The organism is Ningiella algicola, from assembly GCF_028401415.2.
Classification (GTDB): domain Bacteria; phylum Pseudomonadota; class Gammaproteobacteria; order Enterobacterales; family Alteromonadaceae; genus Glaciecola.
Window position 1 is genome coordinate 3,612,169 of record NZ_CP171821.2, and the last position, 12,268, is coordinate 3,624,436.

9 protein-coding genes are annotated in these 12,268 nt (G+C 45.1%); 5 read left to right on the forward strand and 4 right to left on the reverse strand.

Annotation, left to right across the window (positions count from 1 at the left end; all coding sequences use genetic code 11):
• Positions 1 to 83: 83 nt before the first annotated feature.
• Complete coding sequence (locus tag PN836_RS15700; protein WP_395340009.1) at positions 84 to 1,826, reverse strand: family 16 glycoside hydrolase; 1,743 nt, start codon at positions 1,824 to 1,826, stop codon at positions 84 to 86.
• A 310-nt stretch (positions 1,827 to 2,136) separates the two neighbouring features.
• Here PN836_RS15700 and PN836_RS15705 point away from each other — a divergent pair, with 310 nt between their 5' ends.
• The 5 genes from PN836_RS15705 to PN836_RS15725 all read left to right on the forward strand — a co-directional run bounded on the left by PN836_RS15705 (position 2,137) and on the right by PN836_RS15725 (position 7,882).
• Positions 2,137 to 3,324, forward strand: a complete 1,188-nt coding sequence (locus PN836_RS15705) for a sensor domain-containing diguanylate cyclase (protein WP_395340011.1) — start codon at positions 2,137 to 2,139, stop codon at positions 3,322 to 3,324.
• Positions 3,325 to 3,557: 233 nt separating this feature from the next.
• The gene (gene ggt / locus PN836_RS15710) at positions 3,558 to 5,237 is read left to right on the forward strand and encodes a gamma-glutamyltransferase (protein WP_395345705.1); all 1,680 of its coding nucleotides are present in this window, start codon (positions 3,558 to 3,560) and stop codon (positions 5,235 to 5,237) included.
• A gap of 103 nt (positions 5,238 to 5,340) precedes the next feature.
• Complete coding sequence (locus PN836_RS15715; RefSeq protein ID WP_395340013.1) at positions 5,341 to 6,273, forward strand: Dyp-type peroxidase; 933 nt, start codon at positions 5,341 to 5,343, stop codon at positions 6,271 to 6,273.
• 41 nt (positions 6,274 to 6,314) lie between these two features.
• Positions 6,315 to 7,529 carry a hypothetical protein gene (locus tag PN836_RS15720; protein ID WP_395340014.1) on the forward strand — a complete coding sequence of 405 codons (1,215 nt, stop codon included), beginning with the start codon at positions 6,315 to 6,317 and terminating at the stop codon, positions 7,527 to 7,529.
• 89 nt (positions 7,530 to 7,618) lie between these two features.
• Positions 7,619 to 7,882, forward strand: coding sequence for a hypothetical protein (locus tag PN836_RS15725; protein ID WP_395340016.1), 264 nt, complete (start codon positions 7,619 to 7,621; stop codon positions 7,880 to 7,882).
• A 64-nt stretch (positions 7,883 to 7,946) separates the two neighbouring features.
• On the opposite strand, the gene PN836_RS15730 is transcribed toward PN836_RS15725, so the two are convergent.
• From PN836_RS15730 to PN836_RS15740, 3 genes are all read right to left on the reverse strand, one after another.
• A complete protein-coding gene (locus PN836_RS15730) occupies positions 7,947 to 9,269 on the reverse strand; it encodes a family 14 glycosylhydrolase (protein ID WP_395340019.1) in 1,323 nt (440 codons plus the stop codon).
• 257 nt (positions 9,270 to 9,526) lie between these two features.
• Positions 9,527 to 10,813, reverse strand: coding sequence for a glutamate-1-semialdehyde 2,1-aminomutase (gene hemL, locus PN836_RS15735; protein ID WP_395340021.1), 1,287 nt, complete (start codon positions 10,811 to 10,813; stop codon positions 9,527 to 9,529).
• Positions 10,814 to 10,872: 59 nt separating this feature from the next.
• Positions 10,873 to 11,889 (reverse strand): aspartate carbamoyltransferase, encoded by a 1,017-nt coding sequence (locus PN836_RS15740; RefSeq protein ID WP_395340024.1) that lies wholly within the window; start codon positions 11,887 to 11,889, stop codon positions 10,873 to 10,875.
• Between the last annotated feature and the right edge of the window lie 379 nt (positions 11,890 to 12,268).

Here is a 12,268-nt window from a genome sequence, read left to right on the forward strand (position 1 = left end):
CCAAATGCTGTGCATTTTCATCATAATGGTGCGTCTATTGCCGAATGATAGGTTTGCGTGTTTGCCTAAGCTTTTGTTCATCATCACCAGATTACATCCCACACTAAATCGTCATCATTAAGCTGTACGATGAGTTCCTTGTGTTCACCGTCGCTCATTATTTGCGCCGAATAAGCAGTATCTAGCCTAATATAATAATCGCCATCGCCAATTAAAAAAGTATTGTCTTCCATTTTTGTGATTTGATGCGAGTGCGCTAATTTGTAAAAAAATGGCGCCTTCGATACCGATTCGGTCTCGATATCGCCGGTAATTGGGTCAGTCACAAGCAGTCGATTAGTTAGGTGAGTGTAGTGTTGAGGCGCAATATGATGTTCAAATCTCCGTCCACCAAAATCATATAAAAAAATCGGTTGTTTGGTATCTTTATTAAGTCGATAGCCTCTGGGCCTAAAACTCGTTCTATCCGCTTGCTTGTGAAATGCCACCTTATTCGCAGCCGACTGCGCTATTGGATGCCCGTTAAATGTATATACTGGCGCGCCCCTTGGGCGGAACGAACCATCGCCACGCAAATGCCACATGGGGGTTGCATCAACAAAGTCGCCTCGCCACATGGCGACTAAATTCGCGTTATTCAAGTCATAAACGTAGTGCATGCCAGCTGGGTCGCCCACACCAATGGTGTGAGACAAACGCGTAGCCTGTTGATTGTCGTAAAAGTCAAAGAAAGCTCGTAACAAACGGGGCTCAGCGCCAACATCATCATAAATGGGAGAGGGCAAATCAAGGCTTTGCGGATAAGACTCATACTCGTGAAGACTCACGGGATAAGTATTTTTACCCTCTATAAACAACGCAAGGCGCGGTGCGCGCCAGCCCGAAGTTTTAAAGTTGTACAGTGTGAAATTGTAGGTCCCTGCATCCAGCTCAAGTGAGGCTTTTTTGCGTCCTTCGCCTTTGTTTTGATGATCAATTAGTGCCTTTGCGTCTAGCTCGAATTTGACGCCGCCAGTGTGACCAAGGGTAAAAGTATAGGTGTCGGCTTGCTTAAGGGTGATCGTTCCCGAAAACACTACTCCATAGTTGTTCTCGCGCCCTGCAAGGGTAGCATCAATTTTCTCGCTTTTGCCTGTCGTAACTTTTGAAGCCTCATCAAACTCTGAAATCTTGCTAAAGCTTCCCTCATATACTTCATAATTTATATCATTAAGCGCTACAGATAACTCCGAAAGAAGCTTGTAACGAATGTTTCGGATGGCGACTGTGCCGTTAGTGCCATGAAACGCGTGGTCACCTTGAAACATTAGAGGACCTCGCACAGCCTCCTCTTTGCTGATTGAGCCGGCAGTTGTTTGAGGGATTTCGAGGTTGTTATGAATACGTTGACCGTTTAAATCAACGAAGACAAATCGGGCGTTGGCGATTTTGTTGCTTTGGTCGTCAAAACGTGGTGCTTTAAAGCGTAAATGCACGTGTTGCCACAAGCCAGGCGCTTTGGCGGCATTGCTTAATGGTGCTTTGCCCAGGTATATTTCATTACTTAGCTCTTCCCAGTCGCGATAAATGCCGCCCATGTCTGCAAACGACGGATTGCGCTCGCCCCAGCTGTCAAATAATTGCAATTCGTAACGTCCCTGCAAATAAATCCCTGAGTGTGCATGCCTGGCAAGCATGACATCAAAGGATAACTCAATGTCTGCATGCTCCAGTTTGCTTATTAGTGGGGCTTTTGTGCTTTCAGAATGCAGGTTAAGCAAAATACCTGTACCTTCCCGTTCGCTAATGCCTGCGCCTGCTTCACTTGATTCAACGAATGGAGACATGCTTACATCTCCAACGATCTGCCAGTTACCTGCATGAGACTCAAAGGCGGACATATCGTTTAATTGCAGCGAATTATGCGCTGCCCGTGCAAATTGAGTTAATACAAAGGTCAAGCAAAACAATAAACATATAAATCTGAACATGAGGATAAAGAGTCGCTTTTTTGAGTTAAATGCGGGCGTTTAAGAGACGGATATTATAACTAGCATAAACCGCTCAGAAAATAGTCGCAAGGTCGTATACAAAAAGCAGAACTTTTAGATAGTATTTTGGGTATTGAACTATGATTCTTAAAACTCGCGGCAATTGATGAATAATCACACGATTCAATCTATACCCTCGGGAAAACTGAGACGCAGTCCGATGCGAGTGGTGGCTTTGGTTGGCCTATTCACCCTGGCGGTAACATTAGGTCTTGTTTTTTTTACGCAGCATACGGTTTCAGTGATTGTCGATGAGCAAGTGAGATCTGCGAGCCTTATCAATGTGAGCGGTCAACAGCGCATGCTGTCGCAGCGTATTGCCCTGTACACAACCGAATTTCAAAAAACGTCTGGCGATTCAGCAATGCTTAAGGCCCAAGGTGCACTTAAGCGACTGTTGGAGAATCATGACTTTTTATTAAAGGAGCACAAGCTCGCCATCGAGGCTGATAGTGAAAGTCCGCTATCAGATGCTTTGCAAACACTATACTTTGAGGCACCTTCGAATATTCATTTTAAAATTAGTAGCTTTTCCTACAAAGCCAACAGGATTCTGCAAGATCAACTTCCATTTGAGGGCCTTAAGCCTATTTCGATGGAGGCGGACGAAATGCTAGTGCTTTTTGACAGCGCCGTGAAACAATATGAGAGAGAGGCGCAAAGCCGCATCGAACGACTAAGTTTCTTTCAAAAAACGATATTCATTGGTGTAGGTGTCTTTTTGTTATTTCAAACATTCTTTGTTATTAGGCCTCTTATCCTGCAGTCAATGAGAGTGTCTAAGGAACTTGAGAAAGAGGCAAATATCGACCATTTGACCGGTATGTTAAATCGAAGACCATTTCATATTCTGGCTGATAAAGCCCTTGCCTTATGCAAAAGGGATGACAAAAAGCTTACAGTATTGATATTTGATATAGACCACTTTAAGTCCATCAACGATAACTTTGGGCATCAATTCGGGGATAGAGTAATAAAAGAGGTTGCAAACATTATCATGAGCAATGCTCGTAAGTCCGATTCGGTATTTCGTTTTGGTGGTGAGGAGTTTGTCGTTATTTTGCCTAATACAGGTAAAAAAGATGCTTTGAATATTGCCGATGATATTGGCCAACGAGTTAGCGCAAGCTTTGCAGATCAAAACCTAGAAGGTTTGACTGTTACTTTGAGTGGTGGTGTGGCCGAATATGAAACGCACGAAGCTAGCATCGAAAGCACGCTAAAACGAGCAGATACGGCATTGTTTGAAGCGAAAGAATCTGGGCGAAATCGCATGATCCTTGCTGACATATAACGTCGGTAATGGAAGTTTCCAAGTGCTGCGATTAATCGTTTATCATCGTATTTCGTATCACACTACTGAAATAAAATGGCGCGCAACCGTTTGAGCTTGCGTTTATAATATAAGTGTTTGATTTAGCACCTTGATATTGAGAGTTGTCTATGTTTTTGAAACCGTACTTGAAGACCTTTTTTAGCCATTTTCAGCAAAAGGTCAGTCAACCGCTAATCCATAAAACGCGAGTGATGGGACTGACAATTTGTGCGGTGTCCGTGTGCAGCATATCTGCTCATGCCTTCGATAGAATAACGGGTGAACCTTTTGCTACACGCTCAGAAGTGATTGCGCAAAACGGAATGGCAGCAACGAGTCAACCGTTAGCGACTCAAGTCGCCTTGGACGTATTAAAGAATGGCGGCAATGCAATTGATGCTGCCATCGCGGCAAATGCCATGCTGGGTTTGGTAGAGCCAACAGGTTGCGGCATAGGCGGTGACTTGTTTGCCATTGTTTGGGACGCCGAAACGAAAAAACTCTACGGTCTAAACGCATCTGGTCGCTCGCCGCAAAGTCTTACTATGGCGCACTTCAAAGAGAAGGGCTTGGATAAGATCCCTAAATTTGGTCCGCTTCCTGTGAGCGTGCCAGGCGCAGTAGACGGTTGGTTTATGCTCAACGAGCGCTTTGGTAGTAAATCTATGCAAGAGCTGCTTTCGCCTTCAATCAAGTATGCACGGGAGGGCTTCCCCTTAAGCGAATTAATCGCGTATTACTTTGAACGAAATCAACTGCGTATTGGCGACTACCCTGGCTTTGCTGAAACCTTCACGGTAAACGCAAAGACGCCGAAAAAGGGAGAGATTTTCAAAAATCCTGCACTGGCAAATACTTACGAAAAAATCGCGACAGGCGGACGGGATGCGTTCTATAAAGGTGACATTGCCCGCACCATTGGCGCATTCATGAAAGAGCAGGGCGGCTTTTTATCCTATGAAGATATGGCAGCGCATTATTCCGAATGGGTCGAGCCGGTGTCATCAAATTACCGTGGTTACGATGTATGGGAATTACCGCCAAATGGTCAGGGCATAGCGGCCCTGCAGATTTTGAACGTACTTGAGTTATACGATCTAGAAGGCATGGGACGAGATTCTGCAGAATTTGTGCACACCTTTGTAGAGGCGAAAAAGCTCGCGTTTGAAGACAGGGCAAAATTCTATGCTGATCCAGATTTCAATAACATCCCGGTGGACTTTCTGATTTCAAAAGAATATGCAAAAGAGCGCCAAAAACTCATTTCTCCTGAGCAGGCGGCAAAGCGGGTTGATGCCGGCAAAAATGAAGGTGATACCATCTATTTGACTGTGGCCGACAGCGCTGGAAACATGATATCGCTGATTCAAAGTAACTATCGCGGTATGGGCTCTGGCATGATCCCCACCGACTTAGGTTTTGTGCTGCAAAATCGCGGAGAGATGTTTGCGCTTCAAGAAGGGCACTTCAATATGTATGCGCCAGGCAAACGACCGTTCCATACGATTATTCCTGCTTTTGTGACGCGCAATAATGAGCCATTGATGAGTTTTGGCGTTATGGGCGGAGGCACTCAGCCGCAAATGCATGCTCAGATTATTGTCAACATGATAGATTTCGGCATGAATTTGCAAGAAGCAGGTGATGCGCCTCGTATACTGCATTCAGGCTCAAGTACGCCCGAGGGGGACCTTATGACCGACGGTGGATATGTAAGTTTGGAATCAGGTTTCTCTTATAAAACGCGGCGAGAGTTGATGAAAAAAGGCCATGTCTTGCGTGATGTAAGTGGTGCTTTTGGGGGCTATCAAGCAATTCTCTATGATTCAAAAAATCAGGTATACTATGGCGCATCTGAATCAAGAAAAGATGGCCAAGCCGCTGGATTCTAGTCAAACTGATATATAAGGGCGGGCGAAATCCCGCCATCTCACTAGGTTTACTAAAGGCCAATGCGACTACGTCCAAAGCATTAGGAAGCATATAATTTTGCAAATGACGCAACCACAAAAGGGGATTTGTGCCGAGCCTAATTTGCACGCGCAGTATTTGCTCTTCAATGTTGTTGACGATGACATGGACACCGTTCGCAGCAAAGTCGCAGCTTGTATAGACATTTTCGACCATTTCGATGAAGAACATTATGAAGCCATGGTGTCCGGCGTGGTTGCTATTGGCAGTAACTTTTTTGAGGAGCTTTACCCTGGCGAACAGCCAAGAGCACTCGCTCCATTTCCAGATATGCAAAGCGATGACCGCTGTGCACCTGTTATTCCGTGCGACCTCTTTGTTCAAATTAGAGCAGACAGACTAGATATTTGTCACGCCATGGGCATACGCATTATGGAACTGATGCGTTTGCACACTGAGCTCGTTGAGCAAATTCGCGCATTTCGATACCTTGATGGTCGCGATCTTACCGGCTTTATAATCACTGATGACAACCCACGTGGCATGAAAAAGTTCGATATTTCAGTGGTGGGTGAAGAGGATGAGCATTTTGCCGGAGGCAGTTACATTCATGTGCAGCGCTATCGACACGACATGACGCGCTGGCAAACGCTATCCGAAAAGCGCCAAGAAGACATTATTGGCAGAACAAAAGAGCACAATTTACCGGTAGTGGATTCAGGCCTATCCTCCCACGCCTTTCGCACAAAGATTACCGGTGCTAATGGCGAATACCCCATCTTGCTAAATCAAAGCATGCCTTACGGAAACATGAGTGTTCAAGGCTTGTATTTTGTGAGCTGTGCCAGTCATCCAAATGCCTTTCGCAATCTTCTGCATAGTCGTATTTACGGTGATCAGAATGGACACTATGATCGCTTGCTCGACTATACTAATGCGGAAACTGGAGCGGCATTTTTTGCGCCTTCGATTCCCTTTATTCGACAGCGCGCGCTAGTGCAAGAAGAAACGGAATAAAAAGCCTTGAGGCTCTACTTGCATACTCTAACGTGTAAATTGTGAAATCGCCGTTTCTTTATCTAGTTGTTCTCACCATACTAATAAGCCTTATTATCCTTGCTCAGCTCAGTGTTGATGACGCTCATTCCAATAGGCTTTACGACAAATCCTCAGCAAACGCTCAACTGAAGTCGCACGAAAGATACTCAAATAGCGATTTATTATTTAAAACAGCGTCAGATAAGTTCGCACATGACTTACCGATTGAGTCGGCTCAAAGCCACATTAAAACTGAGGCTACCCCTCGAAGCCTAGAGAGCTTTCATTGTGAAGACTCGCTCGATTTTGCCGAGCTTGTAAGCAAATTGTATAAAGACTCAATTGCGTATGGATTAACTGAAAATCGCTTCGAAGGCTTAAAACAAGCGTTTGCGAATATTCATACGCGAGATAGCTTACTTTCATTAGCAACATTTGAAAGGCTTACTCAATCAGGCAAGGCCTTTTCAGTGCTTAAGTCTGCGCTTTCAACTTATCCTAGCGATGAGTTCATATCTTATCGGGTGCTGTTGGCATGTGTTGAGTTTGAAGCTGGCTGTGACAGCGCATTAGTAGAGCAAGCTTCACAGGTTGATACAGAGAATAGTCTGCATTTTCTATTGAGAGCCAACCTTGCTTCAAAAGCGAAGGACGAAGATGCGGCAGAAGGTTTCATGCAGCAAGCTGCTCAAGCAAAGCGCTACAGCATATATTGGGCGGAACATATAGGCGCGATGGAGCGCGCATTTGCGCAAGCAGGAGCTGGCAACAGCGATTCAACACAAGCTGTTTTGGCTCTTTACACGATGGCCATTCCACTGCCAAGTTACAGTAATTTGATTGCTTACTGCAGAGAGGCTGAAGAATCAGATTATTCTCGTTTAAAAATCTGCGAGCAAGTTGCGTCTATCATCCTCGCCTCAAAAAGCTCATCTATTGATGTCATGATTGGTTTAGCACTGCGGCAGATTATCGCGATTAAGCGCAATGAACCGAATGCGCTAGAAACACTATTGGCTGAGGAGCAAGACCTAAGATTATTTATGGAAAAGTCTCTACCTGCATTAGACATTTTATTTCGCAACCCTAAAAGGCTTAGCGACTGGTCGGAACAAATGAAACGAAGCGGAGAACACCGCACTCTTGAATATGCGCTTGACGAAGTAAATCGCCTTTTGTCAGACCCAGAGTTCGATCCTTGCCAAGTCGATTGGCAATTAGATTCAGCAAGATAATATAAATCAAGTGCTATAGGAGCAGTCTTCGTGAGGATAGATATACAACGAATCAATATAAAAAAACATCTGCGACAATAGCAGCGGTGATGGCTGTTTTATCGGCGATTAGCTCAATTATAAGGATTGCTCCTCTGTTGTTAGGGAGGGATGTAAACGCTTCTTTTAACTTCTTTATTGAAGTAACAGTTAGCGGGACAACAACAAAAATACTGTTGATTTCAATGATGCCAATTTTGACTTATTTGATGGCGTTTATGTGCGTTGCAGTATTTGGCTTGTTTTACAATGTTATGGCTAAATATACCGGCGGAATCTCTTTAGAAGTAAACGATCGTGACTCACGCAGTTAAGCTCAGGGTCGATAGCGCTGCCGCTGCCCATGAATGCTATTCGAACAATTTGGCCAGACTGGCCTCATTTAGCCTTTGTCTTGTGGAACGAAGAAATTAAGCGCGTATATTCCTTATGGCCAACAGGGTTGCTGGTAACATCACCTAAACGCAATACCGTTAAACCTGAATAATGGTGCTCGCGCAGCGCGGTATCGATGTGTTGCCAACCGGCCTTGTGATGCACGCCAGCTGCCAAGGCGTTTTCACCTTTAATTGTTAAGCCTTTAGCGTGCGCGGCTTGTCCAAGCCATGCGACTAATGTCTTTGCGCGGCTGTAGGCCGGCGCTTCTGTATTATTGTCCATTTCCAAAGCGGTAAAATGCACAATAAGCGGTCGCTGCGTTGAAGTCGCAAATTGCTGAGCCATTGTTAATATGGACGAATAGCCAAAGTGATTGTCGATGGAATAAGGCTGGAAAGGTATTAATCCAGCCGCTATTTCTGCCGAGCGACGCATGCCTCCTTGCACTGACATTTGCCAATGGATCCCGGGAATTTTGAATCCTAAGGGAATGTTTGAGAATGCACCCTGCAAAGCAGCATCGCCTGTACTGAGCATTTTTTCCCCATGCATTATTAGTGAATGATGATACCAGTCTATAAAGTCTCGGATTGGGCCCGCTTGATGATGCATAGCGTGCGCAAATGCGTGTTCAAGTTCGACCTGGCTCGGTGAAATACTGGAAAAGCCTGCATATTCTCTATTCCAGCTCGCATTAAGGTCTTCGATAGATGCAAATTTGGTAGACAAGTATTCTCGGTATTTTTCCAAAGCCGCTTCAGAAAACGCTTGCAAAGCGCCTCTTGTGGGATAACCAGTATTTTCATCATGCCCGTTGTAGGATGGATATCGTAATTCACCGGCTGAGCCCATCGAGATATTAATCTCTTGTATTTCATCGGCAAAATCCGCAAATTCCGTTTCAAATGCGTGCATGAACTCGCGATACTGAGCATAAACCTGATTCGATACACTTGGCTCGTGCCATATTGCGAGCGTTTCGCGGGCATAGTTGCCTTGCTCGCTTTTAAACATCAATTCTTCTTGAGATACGCCCTCAAAATGCGTCCAAATCCAATTAGGGATTGGAATATTGCAGTTGTCGCCAACATTGCCACCACATTGGTGAAATGACATGATGGGGATCCACTGTAGTTGATGCTTGCGCAGCAGCTCTGCAAGCTTATGGTAGTATGACCAATCGAAGGTATTGTCAGCAGACTTTTCAACTTTTCCCCACCAAATATCAACGGATACACCGTGTACCCCCATTTCTTTGGCGATAGCCAACTCCTTATCAAACTGCTGCCACTGTTCCTCAGTCGCAAGCTCGAGTGGAGCCATCACATTGAATGTATGTTTGGATGTTGCTGCGAAAACATTCGCAGCAAAGAAGTAGAAAAGTATAAAAATTGCAATTCGTATCATTTTGTAAGCAAGATTTTTCTGCGAGCGATCGATACAAATACTATTGCTCAGCAATTAAGCACTATCAACGATTTTAGCTGTTTTTGACTATGAATACGGTTGCATTTCAGCAAAAATAAAACGCGAACCTGCATCAAAGTTGAGTCACCGTGCAGCGTGTTGAAAGCCTCCATCTACTTATCAATTTTCGCAAACACCGCATCCGCAGCTTCCAAGGTATCTGCCACAATATCAGCGGTGTGCGCTTTGGACACAAACCCAGCTTCGTAAGACGCAGGCGCTAAATAGACACCGTGCTCTAACATGCCATGATAAAACTGATTGAATTGCTTAGTGTTGCAGTTAATCGCTTGCTGATAGTTAGTCACGCGCTCTACATCGGTGAAGAAAATGCCGAACATGCTACCTGCCACATTGCAGCTCATGGGTATGCCGTGCTTATGTGCCAAATCGCGCATGCCCTCGGCTACGTTGCGGGTACTCTCAAAAATGGAATCGTAAAAGCCATCTACCGTAATCTGCTTTAGCGCTGCAAGCCCTGCGGCCATTGCAACAGGATTCCCAGATAGTGTACCTGCCTGATAAATAGGGCCGGTAGGGGCTATGTGGGTAATGATTTCGCGTTTTCCGCCAAATGCGCCGACCGGCATACCGCCACCGATGACTTTTCCAAGGCAGGTTAAGTCAGGTATGACATTGAACGCTTCTTGTGCGCCGCCGCGTGACACCCTAAAGCCGGTCATGACCTCATCAAATATGAGCACGCTGTGATAAGTGTCACAAGTTTCCCGCAGGCCTTCTAAAAAGCCATCAACGGGAGGAATGCAGTTCATGTTGCCGGCGACAGGCTCTACAATGATGCAGGCTATGTCATCGCCGTGTTCATCAAACGCCGCCTGAACAGAGTCTAAATTGTTAAAGTCGACAGTGAGTGTATGTTTTGCAAAGTCTTCAGGGACACCTGGAGAGCTTGGTACGCCCAGCGTAAGCGCGCCGCTTCCTGCTTTAACAAGCAAGGAGTCTGCGTGGCCGTGATAACAGCCTTCAAATTTCAATATTTTGTTTTTACTGGTATATCCGCGGGCTAATCGAATGGCGCTCATAGTGGCTTCGGTGCCTGAATTGACCATGCGAACCATTTCCATTGAAGGTACGGTTTTAGCGACCAGCTCGGCCATTAATACTTCTGCCTCGGTGGGTGCGCCGTAACTTAAACCGAATTCTGAAGCTGCAATCACCGCTTGGCGAATTTGAGGGTTGTTGTGCCCAAGCACCATAGGCCCCCATGACTGAATGTAGTCAATATAGCGATTGCCATCTACATCGTACATATAGGGCCCATCTGTTCGCTGAATAAAGCGAGGCGTGCCGCCTACTGCTTTAAAGGCTCTAACCGGAGAGTTTACTCCTCCAGGAATGGTTTTTTGGGCACGTTCAAATAAGGTTTCAGATTTTGTCATAGCGGTCGCAAATATCTCGTATTAATGGGTGAAAGCTTGTTTTATTCGTTAAGCTTTGATTAGTTTTGGCTTTTAGTTGTGTACCAGTGAACAGGTCGGTCGAAGTCACTGACTTTGTCGGCTACCCCTAAAGTGAGCGCAAAAAGTGCCATTCTCACCAACACGCCATTGTCGGTTTGACGGAATATCGCCAGGTTTGGGTGCATGTTTAAATCGTTATCAAGCTCGTTTGCCTCAGCTCGTGAGTCGCGAGGAAGCGGATGCATAATAACGGTTTGAGATTTAAAGTGTTGAGTATAAATTTGCTGGTTCAAGCGAAACTTACCGCGATATTTGTTTGCTTCTTCCTGTGAAGGAAAACGCTCTTCTTGAATGCGAGTTTGATAGCAAATGTCTGCCTCAACAATCCCTTCAAATTGGTCTGTCACTATGAGTTCATGGCCTGCATCGGTGATAGCGGCGCAAACTGAGTCAGGCATGCCAAGTTCAATGGGCGAAATCATGGTGAATTTTACATTGCGAAAAAGCGTCAGCATTTTTGCCAGAGAATGCACGGTTCGACCAAACTTCAAATCACCAATCATGGCAATATGTAAACCATCAATACTCTGCCCGTTAGACATCCGTTCTTTGGCAATGGTATATAAGTCCAGCAATGCTTGAGTAGGATGCTCGTTAGCCCCATCACCGCCATTAATAACAGGCACTCGACTACCTTGCGCAAACTCAGCCACGGATCCGGCATGGGGATGGCGCATGGCAATAATGTCACTGTAACCACTCAATACTCGTGCTGTGTCGTAAAGAGATTCGCCTTTTGCTAATGCTGAATTGCTCATACCAGTGGTTTCGCGTACTTCACCGCCTAGTAAATTAAATGCGGTGCCAAAGCTTACACGCGTTCGAGTGCTGGCCTCAAAAAAGAGATTGCCTAAAATTGCACCGTCGAGCACTTGCGTGCGTTTTTCTCGGTCGGCATACGGCCGCATATTATCTGCAATTGAGAAAACTTGTTCGATAGCATCGCGATCAAATTGATTTACGCTGAGAATGTGTTGTCCAGTAAAGCTCGACATGTATGTGGGCTACTCGGAATTTAGTGTAATTGATGTAACCCTAAGTGTATCAAACTTTATTCATTTGTTGGACAAAGGGATGCTTATTTGAGCGTTCAAATGAACACTTTTGTTCAAGGATATGTTCAATTATCAACACAGTGTTTAACACTGAGACGGGTCACTGCTTAATTTACGATTGAGAATTTCACTTATGGAGCGCTTTAATGTTTATCTACGTATTTCATTACTTAACCTCAACTCGGGATAAGCGATAGTGCAAATGTTTGTTTTAACGATGTATGTAATATATTGTCACCAAGTAGTGATAAAAACGTGAAGTGCAAGGCGCAAAAGAGACGTAATAGTTATTCTATTGCTCGCTTTTGCAACGCAGTAA

Bases quoted from the DNA above. Each gene is read 5' to 3' on its own strand.
- PN836_RS15705 (WP_395340011.1), top strand. From the start codon at position 2,137: ATGAATAATCACACGATTCAATCTATACCCTCGGGAAAACTGAGACGC.
- PN836_RS15730 (WP_395340019.1), bottom strand. From the start codon at position 9,269: ATGGCTCCACTCGAGCTTGCGACTGAGGAACAGTGGCAGCAGTTTGAT.
- PN836_RS15725 (WP_395340016.1), top strand. From the start codon at position 7,619: ATGGCTGTTTTATCGGCGATTAGCTCAATTATAAGGATTGCTCCTCTG.
- PN836_RS15715 (WP_395340013.1), top strand. From the start codon at position 5,341: ATGACGCAACCACAAAAGGGGATTTGTGCCGAGCCTAATTTGCACGCG.
- ggt (WP_395345705.1), top strand. From the start codon at position 3,558: ATGGGACTGACAATTTGTGCGGTGTCCGTGTGCAGCATATCTGCTCAT.
- PN836_RS15700 (WP_395340009.1), bottom strand. From the start codon at position 1,826: ATGTCTCCATTCGTTGAATCAAGTGAAGCAGGCGCAGGCATTAGCGAA.
- hemL (WP_395340021.1), bottom strand. From the start codon at position 10,813: ATGACAAAATCTGAAACCTTATTTGAACGTGCCCAAAAAACCATTCCT.
- PN836_RS15740 (WP_395340024.1), bottom strand. From the start codon at position 11,889: ATGTCGAGCTTTACTGGACAACACATTCTCAGCGTAAATCAATTTGAT.